Origin of the sequence: Haloarcula sp. JP-L23 (genome assembly GCF_011602445.1) — an archaeon.
Classification (GTDB): Archaea; Halobacteriota; Halobacteria; order Halobacteriales; family Haloarculaceae; genus Haloarcula; species Haloarcula pellucida.
This window is the reverse complement of sequence record NZ_CP050016.1, coordinates 176,266-194,743: the sequence shown is the minus strand read 5'-3', so window position 1 is coordinate 194,743 and position 18,478 is coordinate 176,266. Positions and strand designations below refer to the sequence as shown.

The 18,478-nt window shown below is 58.2% G+C and carries 14 protein-coding genes and 1 pseudogene; 5 read left to right on the top strand and 10 right to left on the bottom strand.

Annotated features, from left to right (window positions below; genetic code table 11):
• The first annotated feature begins 250 nt into the window (after positions 1–250).
• The 4 genes and pseudogenes from G9465_RS22195 to G9465_RS22180 all read left to right on the top strand — a co-directional run bounded on the left by G9465_RS22195 (position 251) and on the right by G9465_RS22180 (position 3,854).
• Positions 251–547 carry a ribbon-helix-helix domain-containing protein gene (locus G9465_RS22195; protein ID WP_166974712.1) on the top strand — a complete coding sequence of 99 codons (297 nt, stop codon included), beginning with the start codon at positions 251–253 and terminating at the stop codon, positions 545–547.
• Positions 537–817 (top strand): annotated as a pseudogene (locus G9465_RS25855) (type II toxin-antitoxin system RelE/ParE family toxin); the annotation flags it as partial. The gene G9465_RS22195 and the pseudogene G9465_RS25855, both read left to right, overlap by 11 nt.
• Positions 818–1,558: 741 nt before the next feature.
• Positions 1,559–2,554, top strand: a complete 996-nt coding sequence (locus tag G9465_RS22185) for a hypothetical protein (protein WP_166974709.1) — start codon at positions 1,559–1,561, stop codon at positions 2,552–2,554.
• A 982-nt stretch (positions 2,555–3,536) separates the two neighbouring features.
• A complete protein-coding gene (locus G9465_RS22180) occupies positions 3,537–3,854 on the top strand; it encodes a hypothetical protein (RefSeq protein WP_166974706.1) in 318 nt (105 codons plus the stop codon).
• A gap of 682 nt (positions 3,855–4,536) precedes the next feature.
• On the opposite strand, the gene G9465_RS22175 is transcribed toward G9465_RS22180, so the two are convergent.
• Genes G9465_RS22175 through G9465_RS22150 form a run of 6 tightly spaced genes read right to left on the bottom strand, consistent with a single transcriptional unit; the run spans position 4,537 to position 13,130 of the window.
• Positions 4,537–7,095 carry a type IV secretory system conjugative DNA transfer family protein gene (locus G9465_RS22175; RefSeq protein ID WP_166974703.1) on the bottom strand — a complete coding sequence of 853 codons (2,559 nt, stop codon included), beginning with the start codon at positions 7,093–7,095 and terminating at the stop codon, positions 4,537–4,539.
• Positions 7,095–7,694: a relaxase/mobilization nuclease domain-containing protein gene (locus G9465_RS22170; protein ID WP_166974700.1), complete on the bottom strand. Its 600-nt coding sequence runs from the start codon at positions 7,692–7,694 to the stop codon at positions 7,095–7,097. The genes G9465_RS22175 and G9465_RS22170 overlap by 1 nt, the downstream gene beginning before the upstream one ends.
• Complete coding sequence (locus tag G9465_RS22165; RefSeq protein ID WP_166974697.1) at positions 7,691–8,155, bottom strand: hypothetical protein; 465 nt, start codon at positions 8,153–8,155, stop codon at positions 7,691–7,693. Before G9465_RS22165 ends, G9465_RS22170 begins: the two co-directional genes overlap by 4 nt.
• Positions 8,155–8,532, bottom strand: coding sequence for a hypothetical protein (locus tag G9465_RS22160; RefSeq protein ID WP_166974694.1), 378 nt, complete (start codon positions 8,530–8,532; stop codon positions 8,155–8,157). Before G9465_RS22160 ends, G9465_RS22165 begins: the two co-directional genes overlap by 1 nt.
• A complete protein-coding gene (locus tag G9465_RS22155; protein WP_227015819.1) occupies positions 8,525–11,905 on the bottom strand; it encodes a VirB4 family type IV secretion system protein in 3,381 nt (1,126 codons plus the stop codon). Before G9465_RS22155 ends, G9465_RS22160 begins: the two co-directional genes overlap by 8 nt.
• The gene (locus tag G9465_RS22150; RefSeq protein ID WP_166974691.1) at positions 11,898–13,130 is read right to left on the bottom strand and encodes a hypothetical protein; all 1,233 of its coding nucleotides are present in this window, start codon (positions 13,128–13,130) and stop codon (positions 11,898–11,900) included. Before G9465_RS22150 ends, G9465_RS22155 begins: the two co-directional genes overlap by 8 nt.
• A gap of 217 nt (positions 13,131–13,347) precedes the next feature.
• On the opposite strand from G9465_RS22150, the gene G9465_RS22145 reads away from it, so the two are divergent.
• Complete coding sequence (locus tag G9465_RS22145; RefSeq protein WP_166974688.1) at positions 13,348–14,232, top strand: IS1595 family transposase; 885 nt, start codon at positions 13,348–13,350, stop codon at positions 14,230–14,232.
• A gap of 327 nt (positions 14,233–14,559) precedes the next feature.
• Here G9465_RS22145 and G9465_RS22140 read toward each other — a convergent pair whose 3' ends face one another.
• The 4 genes from G9465_RS22140 to G9465_RS22125 form a co-directional block, all read right to left on the bottom strand.
• The gene (locus G9465_RS22140; RefSeq protein WP_166974685.1) at positions 14,560–15,411 is read right to left on the bottom strand and encodes a hypothetical protein; all 852 of its coding nucleotides are present in this window, start codon (positions 15,409–15,411) and stop codon (positions 14,560–14,562) included.
• On the bottom strand, positions 15,408–17,192 hold the full coding sequence (locus G9465_RS22135; protein ID WP_166974682.1) for a hypothetical protein: 1,785 nt from the start codon (positions 17,190–17,192) through the stop codon (positions 15,408–15,410). Before G9465_RS22135 ends, G9465_RS22140 begins: the two co-directional genes overlap by 4 nt.
• A gap of 94 nt (positions 17,193–17,286) precedes the next feature.
• Positions 17,287–17,676 carry a hypothetical protein gene (locus tag G9465_RS22130; protein WP_227015860.1) on the bottom strand — a complete coding sequence of 130 codons (390 nt, stop codon included), beginning with the start codon at positions 17,674–17,676 and terminating at the stop codon, positions 17,287–17,289.
• Positions 17,677–18,205: 529 nt separating this feature from the next.
• Positions 18,206–18,409: a hypothetical protein gene (locus G9465_RS22125; RefSeq protein WP_227015859.1), complete on the bottom strand. Its 204-nt coding sequence runs from the start codon at positions 18,407–18,409 to the stop codon at positions 18,206–18,208.
• Positions 18,410–18,478: the final 69 nt, after the last annotated feature.

The window sequence follows — 18,478 nt, the reverse complement described above, 5'->3', positions numbered from 1 at the left end:
CTCGTTCGCTGTCGCTCACGAGGACGACGGAGCGCTGCGCTCGGCGCAAGCGCGCGCCTCGCAGCGGTCCACCGTGCTCACTGCGTTGCGCGCGGTCCCCGCAGACAGTATCCACGAGAGGGCGATTTGCGCTCAGCTGCGACGACCCCGAAAGCGGTGGGGTCTCTAACCAACACTGGAGATATCCAACCCGATTGTTGATTAGCACTAGGAGAAGACTTAGGCCTATGCAGGCGTAAAGCATTTGTATATGTCCGATGCTGACACGGCAGGCACTGATGACGGGCCCGAGATGGTCCAAATCAACCTGCGACTGAGCAAGGCGTTTCTCGAAAACATCGATGCGACGTGGCAGGAAGAGGGGTTCAACTCCAGAAGCGAGTTCCTTCGCTACGCCGCTCGGGACGCGGTGAAACATCCTGCGTTTTCTCGGGAGGGGTGGAAGCAAATCGCTGCAAGTGAGCACGACCTTCGGTCCGGTACTGCAGAATTGGTTTCGCGAGAGGACGTCGTTGAGATGATGGACCGGGACGAGGATGACGAGTAGTGGCGACTGGACTTGGAAGTTTCCGCCACGGGTTGCCACCCAGTTCGACGGGCATGACCCCACGTTCAGGACCGGGTTGTCTCGAAACTCGACGAGGTCGTCGGCTCTGAGTGGCGAGATCCGGACGATTTCCTTGCACCGCTGACCGGTGGTCCATTCTCGAAACTCCGGATCGGACAGTACCGACTCGCCTGTATCCTTGACCACGACCGATTGGTCCTCGCGGTCCATCGGAGTGAACATCGGAGCGGTGCCTACACCGCCGACGACCGAGGCGAGTCGAGAGTAACGACGTGTTCAAAACGTCGGTACGCCAGTAAGCGCTTCATTTCATAATTGAATGTGAGAATACACCGCTCTGTAGGTGTAATCGATGACGAGCGTCTTCCCATGACTTACCCGTCTGGCGAGACGACCCAGAGTCAGGCAACTCAGTATGTCTCCACCAGATTCTTCCCACCAATCGGACGGCTTCCAGAGTCATCCGCCGATTCCCTGTACTGCGTGTGAGTCTGCGTTCCATTCGAACGCTATGCCCTCATTCCTACTCCTTGATCAGCTCACAATTCCGCTTGTCGGCTGTGATGCCCATCTCACACAGTTTTCCGATATCTGTGAGTATACGACCGAGAATACCGCAGATCTTCTTGATCACCAACCCGCCGGAGGTCTTGGGTGTCCCAGCTGCCACCTCTCGCCCTATGATCCGCACTACCCCATGGTCTCAGTCCAAGATGGTGCAGTTGCTGTTCTTGCGTGTCCGGATCATCAGGCAGAGATCGTTGAGCGGTTCCATACCGGACTTAACACCAAACGACAGCTCTCAACCTCACTCAATATGTCATAGGCACAATCGGATATCTTGATTTCAATTTTCGGAGTGAGAAATCTGGATATACTGTTCGGTGTGTCCTTTGTACTGATCGACTGACAATGTATTCAATGGGTTTGCTTCAGCGGAACCAGTGGGGTGAACAGTAGTCCTTTGTCCCCGGCGAGACTGGCTCACGTATGACGTTCAGCGTCAGTTGGCATACGCTGTTGGAGGAACTCGACAGCTTGCCCTCAGATGCAGTCTTGCTGTCGCCGGTCCGGCAGAACCCCTTCAGGATCACCGACACGCAGGAACACCGCGTCAGTATCGAGTACGTCGAGAAAGACGAGCGCCGACCGCTCCAGCACGAGCAGTTTGCGACGCTCTTCCAGCGGGTCCAAGACGCACCCGATCAGGCGTTCGCGCTGGATCGCCTCCCTCCAGACGCTGATCCGTACGCGGCAGTGCTGTCCATGCATCCTCGTATCGAGGTTGATGAAGACGCTGGCGTCATTCGCCACACCGAGGCTGGTACCTCGACCCAGCTCGCTACGACTAGTGAAGACGAGACAGCCGATATCGAACGGGCGGAACCAGACCTCCAGGTGTATAGCGATGTACTACTGGTGACCGACACGTTGGAACGTCACGACATGAGCGATCTGGCCGAGCTGGAGAGCAATGTCCTGGTCGACTTATACACCGTCTTATCAGATGTTCAGCGCAGTGCCGACGAGCTACGAAAAGAGGTCAGTGACGTGCTGTTGGGTCGCCTGCATCACGACCAGCCGGTGAGCGGTCAGTTCGGATCGGTCCAGCGGACTGCCCGCCGTCAACGCTCACTCAAAGACGACGACACAGTGCTAAACGCGCTTGATGCCGCCGGCATCGATCGTGAGCGCGTATTGAGTGTCGACCGCGGAAAAGTCGATGACGCACTGGACGTGACGGAGTTGTCCGAAACTGATGTCTACGAGGTCGAAACCACTGAGTACGTCCGCAAAGCCGACGTCGACGAAGCCACGAAGGAAACACGCCTTCAGGGCCTCAAAGACCGTCTTGCCGCCAGCGATGCGGATGACGATGAGGTGCAACAGCTCCAGGCTGAAATCGAAGCGCTTGAAGACCGTATTGAGGACCTCACGTCGTTTGAACCCGGCAGCACCTATCACACCTCAACCTCGACAGAATAACCCTTTCAGGCACTCAGTGGTGAGATTGGACTAAGCATCAAATCCCCCCAAACAGCTACTTACAGCTACTCGGGTATTTCGTATCGACAAAACGCAGTCGCCCCACACGCGTCACACTCGTCAGTCTCTGGGTCGACCGTTGTGCCGCACTGTCGACACTCGACGACGACAGTCACCTCATCGTCGAGGAACTGCTCGAGAACTGTGCGGACTCCCATCCTGGTCTGCAATGCACGGGGCACCGATGTAACCCTTCCGGAGACCTTTTTCGCTCGAAACCGCCGGACATAGCGACAATACACCACCAAACGCTTATTTTCGTGGCCAAATCACACTCTCGTGGAAGGGCACCTGTCACACGCTCCTTCCCCCTTTCCATGACCCGTGATGCGTCGATGCTTGGTCGGTGTCCAGAATGCAGGGCGAGCATCTCTGCTGCCTGGGTGTTAGTCGAGTACGAGAAGGCCGACGGCACGACTGGCATCTGGGCCGAGTGTCCGGCCTGTGAAGATGTTGTCTGTCCCGAATAGCATTGGTTCACACCTGGTCCGACCAGTGTCCGCCACGCCGTCGCCACAGCACGGCCGCGCAGTGGGGGGAGTCGCCAGCATTACGGGAGGGTGTCTGGATCAGTCTCTTCGAGGAGTTTCCGGCGGGTGTGCGTGTTTTCGCCTTCCGAAACGCCACCTGTCGCGGCTGTCCCAGCACAGAGCGAGCAGTCGGGCCAGTGATCCGGCAGTTTCTGTCGCTCCGTTTTTTCGACAGCGGTTGCTTGCTGGAGCGGTTGGCAGTCTGGATCTGTGTGAATGTGTACGGTGGCCCCTGCCCCGACTGGACCCCGTTTCTTGATCCAGACTGTCTCACTCGCCATTGTCGTTCTTACCGGCGCTTTCTGCAGGACAGTATTAGGTATTTCGTCCGTCGACGGCAGCCTCTACGCTCGTGAGCGCGATTTGTGCGTTCCACGAGTGAGTGGAGAACCATGACTGACCTGCCACACCCACGGTGGTTAGCTGCCCAGTTCGACGAGTACGGACAGATTCGAGTCGACACGTGGCCCGACGCCGTCGCACTCGTGACACAGTTTCTCGAAACGACTGGCCGGGTGTGCGAAGTCGACATCAGGCCCTGCGTGTTGCCGGGACATGCTGAGCCGGTCGAGTACCTCGTCATCTTTCAGCGTCTCCGGTACGACTCCGAGTCAGGTTGGTATCGAGGCGACTACTATCGCTGGTCACTCGACTGGACCGAAGAGGAACGGTCCGACGACGTCCCCGTGCTTACTGTGAGCGACGACTAGCGGGTGTCGTCGACGGCGACAAACGTCGACAGTACTGTCATCTCTGTTGTCGCTACGAGGACTCTCTCAAACCGGTTCGAGCACCCGTCCCAAGAGTGGTTGCACCCGGTGGACTGTGCATCTCGAAATGGTTCAGCAGTGCCGGCTATGGTGGGTGTGTCCCATCCGGTAGCGTGCGAACGTCTACGGATTCTAAGAGGTTTGATAGCCGACTCAGAACGTCGGCTGGCAGCTCCAATTTTGCACGCCGACAGTCATCACAGAACGTTAATTGATTCGATATGTCACTCTGAATATCTGAGCCAGACTTCCGCGAATTTTTGGGGCAAGATAAATGGTCATGCTAAATCTGACTCATCCGACTGCCGTCTTGCGGTTTTGATGGAGCCACGGCAATAATTTCTTGTATAGATGTGACTCTAGTCGGCTCCGTCTTGCGTTTTCGAGAAAATACACATTGGAAGAAAATACTTTACTGGAAGCCTTATAGATAGCTCGGTCAGCATCACGCTTACCGAGATTGGACGACACGAACTGACTGTTGTCCAGCGTCGGGACAACTCGAATGATTAGAAAGCTAAGATAACAGAGCAACACTGTCGCTGGGGGATGTGCCAAGACGAAAGCGCCGGGAGAAGCAGGTCAATCAGGAGCGAGCCACGTGACCCAGCAGCGTGAGAGGTTACATGAAGTCTGCCGCGTCGACGTCGTCGTCAGCCGACTCGGAGTTGGTGTCGGACGCTGGGTCAGATGCAGTTTTCGACGATCGGTCATTGTCATCAGTGGGGCCCTTTTGATCTTCGCAGTCACTGGCCGACATCGAGTCAGGAGTCGCTGTGTCTCGGGTGTCAGTATCGTCTGGGGACACTGGTGACCCCGTATCAGATATCGCCGTTTCCGCATCCATCTGACGCCCAGATTCGCCACACTGGTCTGCTGACATCGAGCTATCGCTGTCCGAGGGGAGTGGCGAGTCCAGTTGCTCTTCGAATAGCGTGTGCGGCAGTTCCTCGGTACTCTCGTCGGCTGGCGTGACAGCTGTCGCATCGCTAGCCAACGCCATCGTGATGTAGGTCTCGCGGAATGTATCGCTCATCCGGAGAAGACTGGTTCGCTTCTCAACCTCATCGAGGACCTCTGAGGGCAGGAGTCCAGTCGCACGGTAGACCTCGATGAGCAGTTCACGAACTTCGGCGGTAACCTCTTCACCCTCAGGCAAGTCCAGCACCCGCCGGTCGAGCATCGCACACAGGTCCGAGAAGGCGTCGACGTTCTGTCCCTGCGTGATCGGGGCGCTATCGACATCAAGGCGTGAGAGTGCATCCTGCCAGTGCCGGTCACTGTACGTAATCGCCGGCGTCTCGTCAACATCCGGATCCGCCCACACATCCAAGCTTGTTTCATCGACAGACTGGTCGTCATTCACGCCATCGTCAGCCGTCTCCCGTCGAGCAACATACTGCTTGACCAGCTCTATCCAGCTATCTGTCTCCGTCAGCCCACCGTCGGGGTCCTCCTCACGGGGCGTTCCGGGCGAGTCTACACCACGGTCGGGCAAGTCGTCGCGGACCTGATGGAGTTCGTACGTCTGCCCGTGCCACCAAGCCGTTCGCGTGACGGTGATACACTCGCCGGGTTCGAAATCCCGGAGTTGCCCAGACGTGACGGGCGCTTTTTCCGTCTCCCGAACACTTTCGCGTGCTTGCGAGCGCTGCGTTTTCGCACCCGTATTCCGTGACAGAGCATGGGTTTCGGTGCGGTCGAGGATCCGTCGCTCGCCGATCTCGTTGCGAATGAACTCGGTCGACTGGGCATCGCCAGGCCCGAAGTACAGGCCCTGCGGGCAGTTGCCGAGGATTCCGGAGATGTCGCTATACGTATCCTCCAGTTGGCCGATCGTCTGGACGCCGACGAGCGCCCGTGCTTTCTCCTTACGACCACGGGCGGTGAGATTCGTGATCTGGCCGAGCGGTGGCAACTGATCGATTTCGTCGAGTACGTGGACCGTTGGGTTGGGTGACTCCATCGCGAAGCGGATCGACCAGTCGATGAGCAGCTGGAACATCGGGCCGAGGGTTGCCATCCGCGACGGACTGGAGTCGATGATCAGCACGCGGCCGTCGGGGTTCTGGATATACTCGCGCAGCGAGAACGATCCATGGTCTCCGAAGTCGTCGACGAAGACCGGCCGGGTATACTCGATGAGCGTCTGGTAGACGTTCTGTGCGCCTTTCCCTTGATCAGTGTCCAGATGATCGGATTCGAGTCGGTCGTAGCGGTCGAGTTTCTTGTAGATGCCAGCCCGCCCCTCTTCGAGCAGCGAGACGATATCCATGTGCGAGAGGTTGTCCCGGCGGTTGTTCCGCTGGGCCTCCAGATGGAGGTACATGAGCATGTCCTCGAAGACCTGCTTGGCCGGTGTGTGGAACGGGTTGTGACCGTCCGGGTTTCCGAAGACGGCGGCTGCGATTTCGCGGAAGTCCTGCATCGACTCGGCGTCCTTGAACAGGTTCCACGTGATATCGCCGTCGAGGCCGACACGATTGACGTCGAACCCGAGATCAGAGTAGAACTGCTGGAACTCTTCGCCAGCGTCGTGTGCGATGATGGCAGTGTCCGCGTTGTAGGGAAGCTGGTAGGCGAGCAACTGCATGGCTGAGGACTTTCCACTCCCCGTTTCACCGATGACGGCCGTCGAGACGTCCTGTTTGAGTGTCGGTGGGGTTGGTGCGTCGTCGTGTTTGGTCTCGATATCCCCGTACGGGACGACCAGTTCGTCATCTTCACAGTCCCATGGTTCGCGGGTCAACAGTTGGGGAGAGGTTCGTCGACCGACTTCGATAGCACCGATCGTCACCACGAGCCCAGCATACGTCGTCGCCGCGACGGGATAGGGAACGAACGGAACCGCAGCGCCGGGCACCTGGAATCCCATGAACAGGCCGGTGATCGAGAACGCGGCGAGGACGTGCGCAAACGGGAACAGCACCAACACGAGATAGTCGCCGCGCAGAAGCGCCTCAGCGTAGTACAACGCGGTCGCGAGAAGGAAACCGAGGTAGATATATCGCCAGGCCCAGAACCGCTTGTGGAACGGCTTGTCCCCGTCCATCCACATTGGCGGGAACAAGAGCATGAATAGACTCCAGACGATCATCGCCGGTTCGTCGTACTTGAGACTGGCCGGCAATTCCGCCGGCTGTTGTCCCGGCGGCGTCGACGACTGAGAGTCTTGTGGCATCAACGTCCCCCGCCACGGTCGAAGTCACGATCCGGCGTGACTTCCCGCTCTGACTCCTCAACTACTGTCGAGTCGGAGTCGGTGGTTTCCGCTAGGTCAGAGTCGCGAGCCTGATCGTGGGCAGCATCAGAAGTGATCGCCGACGCTCGCTCGGGAGCCCGCTCTTTGAGGCGGTCGGGTTCTCGAAAGACCTCCCTGGCACGGTCACGGAGTCGCTCAAGATCGTCCTTAGCCATCTGCAGTTCCGGTTCGGTCCCAGTCGCAGCAACGTGCGAGTGGACAATCTCGCTGTCCTCATGGATAGCGTACACGTAGTCTGTCGTTGGTTGTCGTCCGAACGCGTCCTCCATGAACTCGCGTGTGTTCTCGCCGACCGCCTGGGGCGAGAACTGAGCGTCCGGATGGGGCGAGACAATGAAGTGGCGCTGGAACCCGAACCGTTCGCTCTTCTTGACGAACTGTTCGATTTGTTCTTCGGGGAGTGCCCGGCCAGTCCGGTCCCGAAGCGGCACCTTCTGCCGGTCTGTCTCTCTGTCCCGACGAATGTATTTCAGCAGGTCCCTTGCACCGGACCGCTGGAAGTCAGTTTTCAGAATCATGAGTCAGGAGCGAGCAAGGATGCGAGTGACGACACCTGGTCAGCCGCTTCGGCATCATCCTCCGAGAGAGCACTCGCTCCCGTTTGACTGTCAGCCAGCCGGAGAGCAGCCCGTTTGATCGCGTCTTCGCGTTCTTCCGGGCTGTACTCGTGTTTGAGCAGTTCCCAGAGCGCCATTACGTACATCGTCCGCAGCGACTGGAGGTGTTCGAAATCTGGGGTTGAGTTGTCCTGTAGTTCGTCTATCGAGGTGGCGAGGTCACCGACAGCGTCGTTGATGGTCGATATGAGATCCGTATCAGCCGAGTACCGAGAGTGGCGCTTCTCCGGTTCCATATCGTGATGATTCTTCAGAACCATCTCGCAATACGCCGACTTTGACAGGCCTTCCTGCTCAGCCTGCTCTTCAACCATCTCCACCACTTCCTCATTCGTGTAGACCTGCAAACGAGCATCCGACATTATGCATCATCCTCCTTCTGTCGGAGTTTCTCAAGTCCTCTGTCCAGCTGCTCCGACGCGTTTGACATCGCATCGGCCTGTGCTTCGCTGGGATGCTCCGAGCTGAGGAGATTCCACAGGGCAACCCCGTAGAACTGTTCCTCCTCAGTCGACGGCGCAAACGTTGACTCTATCTCGTCAAGAACTTCGTCCTGCATCTGCTCTAGCTGCTGGTCCAGGTCAGTCTCCGAGATGCGCTCCAAACGGACATCGCGAGCAAGCTGTCTATCGAGCGCGAGTACACAGTATTGAGAGAGGCTCATATCTCGTTTGTCTGCCATCTGATCGATCATCTCCTTCTGCTCATCCGATGTGTAGAAGGTCACGTGTTTACTCATCAGCATCACCACCAGTGTCGTGCGCTGCTGGGGCTGTACCGTTCGTCGTAGTTGACTGGCGCTGCGCCTCCATGGAATCGAGTACTTGTGTCATAGAATCAGTAAGCGGGTCGTCGCTACCGTCAGTTGTCGTACGATTTGCCGTTGCTGCGTCCTGTCCGTCGTCGGCCGATGATGAACTGGAACGCTCCTCGCCGGCGTCGGTCGCCCGGTCAAGCGCGACCGACAATACGTCGAGGAGTTCTGCATCCGACACCCCGGACAGGAGAGTCTCGGCCTGGTCTCTGGTCAGTCCGTGTTGTTTGGTCAGGTCACTCACCATCGCTTCGTGGGTGAGGAACTCGTCGAACGCTTCGACCTGTTCAGGTCGATTCTCAATCAGGACGTCCAGCGGATCATCCCCTGTCGTGTCGAGATCGATGACACGCTTTTCCTCCCACGAGGTGCGAATCTGGACGGGGTAGTCGCCCTGCTCATCGACACGGACTAGCGCTTCGCTGTAGCCCTGGCCGTTGCCGACCGATTCTTTCCCGGCCTGGGCATTGTTCACGTAGTGCTGTTGCTCGCTGGTCAGGCCAGCACGCTGAGCGGTCTCAGCATCCAGACTCGGTTCCCGGTGATGCACCATGATCGGACACATCCCCGCGATCTCTTCGGCGGCGTCGCCGTCGTAGAACTCCTTGAGTGTCTGGGAGAGCATCACCAGTCGGATCCCCGCATGTCGCTGGTGGCGGGCAATCTGGTTCAGGAACGCCAGGTTGGCGTCGTCGGCGAAGAGGTAGTGGGCCTCGTCGATGATGACCTCCACCTTCGTCTCCATGTTCTTGGCCTGCTGGTACAGCGTCGAGAGCAGCAGTTGCATGATAAACGACTGCTTGCCCAGCCCTTCGCCGGAGCCTTCGACCTGCTGGAGATCCAGATACACGCCTTTGCTGTCGTTGTCGATGAGATTCAGATTCGACTCTTCCGCGAGGTTCCCATACGTACTCCCTCTGCGGAACGGCTGCAACGCTACTGACAGCTCGTCGGCGTACTCCCGAATTTTTTGTTTCGCGCTCTCGGTTTCGGCACCAGGGAACCGTTCCGGATTTGCTTGAATCTCGTCGATGAGGTCGAGGATGTCCTGCATCGTCGGGGAATTTTCGGGCGTGTGCGTCGACGGGACATCCCGTTCGATAGCGGACTTCTCGAACACCGTCTGGATGAGGAACGTGATCAGGCCGCTGTGCATGTCGAGGTCGATATCCCGTGATGCGAGGAAGTTCATGATGACCCCGTACACCTCGTCGATCTTCGCCCGGACAGGCTCCATATCCGGCGACTGTTCGAGGACATGCTCGGGCGTGGGATGCATCTCGCAGGGATTCAACGGCGTGTCCCCGCTGATAGTGATGGTCTTCGCGTCCAGCACCTGCGCGTTCCCACGCATGTCCCCGACCGGATCGATGTAAACTTGCTTGACGTCCGAGCGCTTTTTCAGCATCCGCAGCGCTCGGGCCTGGGTGCCGTGGGTCTTCCCGGCGCCGGGCATCCCCGTAACGAGTTCCGAGTGGCCGGTCTCCAGCTCCCACGGGTCGATGAGCACCGTCGAGTCGTTGTGGTCGTGGGTGCCGTACTGGATGCCGTCGGCCATCCGCAGGTAGTTCGACGAGAACGGGAACAGCGATCCCAGTGCTTCACCGGTCATCGACGACAGACGGTTGCGCCCGAGTTCGTTCCCGCCGATGGGCGAGACCGTCACTAGCCCCTGTTCCTGCCGCCGGGTCGCCCTCTTGATCGAGCAGTTCGCCGGCGAGTCCCGCAGCAGGGTCTCTAACTGGGTGGTCTGCTGGCGCAGGTCCTCTTTGGAGTCTGCGGTGACGCGGATGAACACGCCAGCCTGATACAGCGACGTGTGATTCCGGCGGACGGCCTGTCGAATATACTTCGCACGCTGGATATCATGCTGGAGGTCTTCACTATCGAGTTCGCCGACGTCCTCTTGCAAGACCCGCAGCGAGGAGACCCATTCCGAAATAACCTCCACGGCATCCTGCGAGTCATACGGGTCGATATGGATGGAGACGTCGGCTTTCAGGTCCGTATCCAACAGGAGGCGTTCGAGCATCCCATTGGTCGGATGTTCGGGGAACGTCTCGATCCAGAACGTCCGCGCGAACGTCTCGCTATCGAGTACCGTGTAGTCCTCGTACCAGTCAATCGCTGATGGCGCGAGCAATGACTGCTGTTCTTGGCCGGGCTGATGGAACGCCGGCGGAACTGCATCGGTATCGACATCGTCGAACTCAGGGACGCCCTCCTGCAAGTCCTCTCGATCGAGGTCTTGCGTCGCTGCATCCTGCCCACGAGTGTAGTGCAGTGGGGAGATGCCAGACGTCTCCGCAAGAGCTCCGAACGACTGGGACCCACACGCCCAGTATTCCTTGGTGAGCTTCGCCAACTGGAGCGGCGAAACCGGATCGCCGCTACACCGGTACAGACTGTTGACTGCGCGAGTCGTCGACGTGACGCGGTCTTTCAGTTTCTTCGCCTTGTAGGTCTCGTGCTCACTCTGGGTAAGGCCATCGGCGGAGACGACTTCAGCAAGACGGCCCAGGACAGGCACTTCTGCCAGCGTATGGAGCAGCGACGCAGACTCGCGGTCGATCGCATCGATATCGTTGTCGGTGACTGAGACGATGATGTAGTACTCTCGTTCCATCTCCGTTCCGGCTACTGGCTCATCATCGTCGGTTGTGTAGCGGTTGACCCACTCCATTAGCAGCCCTCGGAGAATGGGAAGTTGGTTCGTGTCGGGATCGCTCAGGCGCTCCTGATGGGCGCGGATGTGATCCGACTGGTCGACTTCTCGGGTCGTGACGTACAGGTCCGTCTCTCCTTCCAGTGAGTTCGCGAGGTCGGTGAGCGAGCGGACTGCCTGCTGCCACTGCTCACCATCCTGCAGGGCCATGTTGGCGGGGGTAACTCGGACCGCGCCGAGATGTGCGCCGTCGACGCGCTTGATTCCGTGTGGAAGGACCCGGTCGACACGGGTGACAGACCGCGTGTCCTGTGCGCCGTCGTCGAAGAGATACTCGGGTTTCTTGATGGCCCACCGGAGGCGGACTGCCAGCCACTCGGTCAGCCGATAGTACCGGGGCCGGGCTTTGTGGAGCCCGAGCAGGAACAGTTCCGACGCGATGAGCAGGCCTGTTGCCGGGACGAGGAACCCCGAGGGTACGAACGGCATCCCGAGGAAGATGAGCCACCCGAAGACGGGCAGGATGAACAGCAGTAACTCTCCAAACGTGTACTGTCCCCAGAACTCGGTTGTCCCGCCGAGATCGTCGTGGACGATATTCGTGTTGAACTCGTCAGTCGATGCGTTACTCATCGGTGTCCTCCATCTCTTGAATACGGGCGCTGCTGTCGTCCGGGAACCGGTACGCGTCCGGCCCCAGGATATCGTCGTCTGTCTTTAGCGCTTCATGGAGCTGTTCTACTCTGGACTCGGACTCTGTAGTGCTGCCGCCCTCTGGTGCGTCTGCGTCGTGGTGATACACTGTGGTATCATCCCGATTATACGGTACTTCCTCGCCGTCGACGACGGCTGTTGGCCGATTTCGGAGTTGGTCACCATCGGCCGGTTCCGTCTGCCGCGATGTGACCTCGCTACTGTCGGCGGTCGTCCCGTCGTCTGTCTCCCCGCCGAAGGCGTGCTCGAATGGGTCTGCAGCAGCGGGGCTTGACGAACTCCCGGCGGTTGACGTAGTCCCCATTGATGGGGACGAACGCCCAGTACTGCCAGACCCACCTGACGAGCTACTCGTCGGCGGCGCCGAGGTGCCGGGCGGACCACCTCCGCCGGTTCCAGTTGGTGCACTCCCTGCGCCAGTCCCGCTGGATCCTGACCCGCTTGGCCCCTGTGACGGACCGCTTCCAGAGGGTGCACTGCCGGACAGCTCGCGATGGACCATGCGAGCGCCCAGTGCGGTCCCAGTCGAGTTGCCTTGCATCGCACTCTGTGCGGCAGTCATTGCACCACCAGCTGCCGGGCCGCCGACGGCGTAGGCACCGAGTGTGGCGGCAGCACCGCCGACCTCGACGGGTTTTTTGCCTGCAGCCCAGGCCTGGTCGCTCATCTGGATGAGCGCAGGACTGCACTTCTGAATCAGCATTTTCTGCGCTTCCGCAGAGAGGTACAGCAGGAGGGGCGCAGCGAAGAGCCCCATTCCTGGCACCCCCCAGTCATTCACTTCGATGCCGATGCGGATGAGCAATGCCGACGGTAGGCTTGCCGCGATGAGTCCGGGATACGTCGCAGCAATCTGCTTCGAGAGGCCGCTGAACTTCCCGAACGGCCACACCTCGATGGCCCAGAACGTCGCCACAAGCGGCATCGCCAGTGTGAGCAGTATGACGCCAATCCAGCGAGTAATCGAGATCGCGAGAACCTTCGCGTAGATGTAGAGCAAAACAAAGAGCAAGACAAACGCAACCGACGGGGTGAATGACATAAGAGAATTGAAAACGAAAATCTCGGCGGCTACTGACCCTTCTCTAGCAGCCGCGAATGTACCGATATTTGTTCCGATTGCGTTGAAGAATTGTAGGGCCATGGAGGCCAACGGGAGCCAGAAAAAGAGGATAGGAACGCAATAAAGAGCCGACGGCCTACCTTTTTCCGGATAACCGGGTTCATTGATTGGTAGCGTAGGCCAACTGCTGCAACGACAATGAATTGAATTCCTACGCTCTTGGGAAGTAGATTGTTGATAGCGAGAGCTGCGGCTGAAAGTCGAAGAGGGCAAGGGCACCGCGCCAGCGGTGCCCGATATGTTCCCAATGAGCCGATTCGTGTCGGAATCGGCTGCAGCGGACCTGCTGGAACAGGTTCGCTGGCGTGATGGCGTTGAGTGCCCCCGCTGCCGTTCTGACCTGACGGTCAGAAACGGCAGCTATCGGGTGTATCAGCGGTATTTGTGTAAGAATTGCGGTCGGACGTTCAACGACAAGACCGGCACGATCTTCGCTCACTCGAAGCTCTCGCTGAAAGAGTGGTTCTTCACGATCTACGTGTTTTTACGGTTCAACACGAGTATTCGGCAGATTGAGGCGGAACTCGATCTTTCCTACAAGACGGTGAGACGGCGCGTCGAGCGCTTCGCCAGAGCGCTCGACGCGCCTTCGATCACGCTGTCTGGACCGGTTGAAATCGACGAAGTGTACGTGTCTGCCGGTCTCAAAGGCCGCGAGCGCGACCGGGAGTCGCGCTCGCGTGGCCTGTCTACGCGCGGGCGTGGTTCGTACGACGGGGACAAACCGCCGGTGTTCACGCTGGTCGACCGGGGCTCGGACGATCGGTACGTCGTCCCAGCGAAATCCGCCGACAAATCGACCGTTCGACTCCTGCTTGCTAACCACGGTGAGGAGTCGCTGACCGTCTATACGGACGGATTTCGGGCCTACGATTCGCTCGAAGAAGACGACGCATTCACCCGCAAATACGTCGTCCACGGCGACGGCGAATACGCTGACGGCGATATCCACGTCAACAGCTGCGAGAGCCACGCGTCGCTGACGCGACGGTGGCTCTCGCCCCACCGAGGAGTGTCAAAAGACAAGCTAACACCGTATCTTAGAGCCTTTCAGCTCCGCTGCGAACTCTACAGAAAACCAGGTGACGAAGCGCTCAAACATGCTCTCGACGCCGCCCTCTGAAAATCAACAACGTGCTTCACAAGAGCGAATTCCTAACGCCAGCCCTAAGACATACTCTATATAGATGTTCTCTATGAGTGTGGCCCACGGCTGTTAACGGCGCTCTGAAAAGCAATATTGAAACCACCAGTGGGACCGGGTCCTCTCGGAGATGGAGTTCCTGTAAGCGGCTTCACGAGCGTGTTCATTACATGGTCGCGAAGCCACTTCTCAAACGCACCAGGGAATAACCCATCAAGTCGACTAGCGCTTGGTAGAACGTATCTCGGAGAGTTTCAAGACTCTGCATATTATTCGGTCGGCGTTGGAGTCGACGTTAGGTGACGGTCAATCATCGTTTGATCCCTTCAGGAGAAATCTTACAGAACCCTCTCGTTTCGGAGTATAGCTGAACCCCTGAGTGAAAGACACCGGCTTACTAAATGCTGTTTTCAGGGTCATTGTAGCCTGTCGCGTGTGGCTCTCTGAACAAGTGTAATCTTGAGCTAGATAGCTTCGTACCGGTAACAATTTCGTCTCTCCTGACTTAACCATCATATCGAGTTCGTACGTCGAAGTCTCCAAGTCGAAGTTCTCCAAATGTGGGCCTTTTTTCGAGACGACAGCCTGTATGATATCTGGGTAACTGCTGGTATTTTCGACAACAAGCCCGATGGGATACCGTAATCTGCGATGTGGCTCAGGTAACTCTGAATTTTCGCTTGGCCCCACAACATCGAGTAGATCAAGTGAAGTAGAGTAAGTCAGCGGGATTTCTGTCTCTGTTTCATCTCCAACCAACACCAGCGTGTTTTCGCCACGAGTGATTCTATCGGGTGGTGCATCTGTCTGGCGCGCAACGACGAACTCGGCGACCGTTTCGCGTTCCGAAATGAGGGCTCTGTGAACTTCGTTTCCCTTCCCGTTGATTAAGCCAATCTGGGTGATTTTCGAGTCCTCTCCAAGTTCGATTTTCGCGATGATTCGAGCACCATAACCGCTCTTCCCCTCAAACGTAACCGATTCAAGAACATCCGTTTCCGAGCTCGGGCTCGGAGCCGGCGACCGGTCTGTGCTATTCGATGAGCCGGTACTGTCACTACAGCCAGCAAGGGCGACTAATCCGCCGCCCAGTCCGCTCAAAAGCGTTCGTCGGTCGATACAACGTGCAGTACTTGTAGTGGTAGTGTTGTCACTCATGGTGAGTAGAGTCCTAACAGTCGTCCATTCGTCCAGATGTCTATTCCATACAGGAGGAGTCCAAGCGGGAGGAACCACAGCGCGGTCGCGACGATCAGCGAGACGATCGTCTCGAATAGCGGATAGGTCGACGCAACGGACTCGACCGTCGTTGTTCGCTCCGTCGCGACGATATCTCCGAATACCGGGTTCGACTGCTCCCACCAGTGGGACTTCGGCCGGTAGGTCAGCAGCACCCGGTCGATGCCGCGCGCCGGTAGAGTGATGGTGAACGTCCCTCGCTCGGTGGGCTGTAACGTATGCGACCGCGTGTGATTGCGTGCGGTCACAGTCACTGTCCCAAAATCGACGGGATAGCCGCGCGTCGATTCGACCGTTACCGACAGCGTCGTCGCGTTTCGCGTCCGGTTCACGACGCTTGCGGTCATATTCGCCGGGTACGCACTGACCGTCTTCGACGCCGACAATCTGCCCTCGGTGTAACTTCCGCGGACAATTCCCGTTACGTTCGGCAAGCTATACGCTCGGAACGAGTGGGAGTTGTTCGCCCGAACGGTGACCCGGTCCGTCCGGGTGGTGGTCGCTGACTGATTCAATAGGATTTCGGGGCCGAGCAGCGGAGTACGTGCCTCAGGCCCCGGGCGGTGCGTCACGACGAAATCTCGCTGGATTCGGTCGTAGTCGTCACCCAACTCGTAGAACTGGCCCTGTGCCGCCAGCGAGTGCTGGTCGCTGTTCGCAAGCGGGCCCTGTTTTGCCGGGATGGCATGTACTTGCAGGGGGCGGACCGTTTGCGAGACAGGAGCTTCCCCGCCCGACGTCGAGTTCCATGCAGCCCAGCCTTCGGGACTCCGGGTGTAGAATCGCCACCGACTATGGATCGTATCGCCCGTCTCGAACGAGGCACTCCGCCACAGGTCTGGCACCGTCATGCTGACACCGGTACTGTTGCGGTGATCCGCCAGTGAGACGGTAATCTCCGATGCGTTGAGTTTGTAGGCCGTGACCTGCCGTGAATCAGACACCGTCGTGGTGAACGTCGGATGGGCAACGTCCGTGTCATTCTCATCCGGATCGTCCCACCGTTTTTCGACAGTCACGGTGACCTGCATCTGCACAGTCAGCGTTGACTGTCCGCTGAGGTTGTGGTACTGGAGCTCTGCAGTTGGCGACGACGCCGTGTCCTGTCGCTCGCCGTCGACGTACAGCGCGACGTGGTCAACCGTGGTCGACTGGACATGGCAGGAAATCTCAATGTCGTTCTCATCCGGACAGCGAGGTGCCGACCCGGAGTAGGCACCAATCGTCCTGACCGTCCCGTTGGGACTGGCGTACTGCGTCGTCCCTTCTGGTTGGTGAACCACGGTCAGGGGATTCACCGCGAAGATCTCGATATACGTGTCGTCGACGACACCAGACGTCGGCGCGGCCCGTGTCGGATACGCGGACCTACTGTTTCGTCGATATCGTTCGAGTTCGCGGTCGTTCCACGCTTCGACGTTTGGTGGCTGCATGAACGTGATGTCACTGGCACAGGGGATGCGCCCGATCTGACTCAGTGAGTCCGCAGGCTCCGAGGCGTTCGTCGTCTGTCGGTAATCCGGATCGCCGGACCAGTACGCTCGGAAGAACGCCGCGTCGAACGTATGTGTGTACGCTGGGGGGTTCGTGCCCGGCTGCTCCGGCCGCGGTGAGTCGTCGGCAAAGCACTGATGCCCTTGTTGAGCGAGCGGTTTGTCGACCGATGCTCGCCCAGCCGCCATGTCTGTCGACGCAGCCACAGCTGGCGTCACCAGACTGCTGGTGATGACTGTGGCCACGAGGAGGCGATGCAGGGCGGACATCAGGTCGGGTTGGCAGGAGGGCTGTGGTGGGTTAGCTAGAGCCGCCAGCGAAGGGCGTCACGCAATCAGAGAACGAGAAGCCGATTTCGTTCCCGAATTTCGCCACGATCTCCGGCGCGACCAACGCCATGATGACGACGCCGAGTCCAATACCCGAGAGGATGAGGTCTCGACGAGCCTGATTCTGTGCGTTCGGATTACCCGTCGACCGCATGTAGGCGAGTCCACTGCGGCCGGTGAAGAACATCCCCGCCGGCAGACCCAGAGCCGCAAGCGCGCTGAAGACGACACTAATGCCCGTTTCGACCGGCGTTCCACAGTATACCGAGCCGACGTCGGACTGTGCCAACGCCGGCCCGCTGAACAGGACGGCCACCAGCGCTAGCTGCATCGTGGTCTGGAGGAATGGACGGCCGGTCATGGACCGCAATCCGTGGCGGGCACGCTTGCGGACAGCATGGAGGCGACTCTGCGAGTGATTCCTGGAGGGTGATTCGGTGTGTGACCGTGGTGTTGTACTCATAGTCTGGATGCTGATGGCTCTGATTGGCTAGCGATGCGGTAACTGACCTGGGAGACCAGATCGAATGCGTGACCCCACGCGAGTGGGCAGCGAATGACCTATTGTCCCACTGTATTAGAATGCTGTCATATACGGAACCGTGGGCTTGGTGAAATCAACTCCTATCGTACCCATATCCGTCACTCGGGAGGTTAAAAAGTGTATTGGCTATCGTTAATTTTAATCTTGCATATCCAATCTACTTAAATAGATAGGATATATTTGGCTCACGTCCGAATCACTAATGGCTCAGATGTGGCATGGTATGTCATGACGACATTGACTTGATCAAAAATAGTTGTGTGCCATATGCGTTACTAAAATGATTGAGTTGTGCTAGCACTACAATTGTACCTCTCGGAATTGTGCGAGTGGCTGCCCGTGTAGTTTAGGACTCTGAGTCGGTGATACGTAGTTCGCCCTCAACCTCGTAGAGCCAGCCGTAGTCAATCAGCCGCTGGATAGCATACTCAGTGTCTGCCTGATCGGCTGGGAACGACTCGTGAGCGCGCAACAGCGTCTGTGCCCGTTCATGAGTGATTCCGTCCGTCGGTGACTCCGTTCCAGACTCGAGGATCTCGTATGCCTCCATGATCCAGTCCGGGAGTGACCGCGAGTCATTTGACCACATGTGTATACACCTAGGCTATCCGATGTCTGT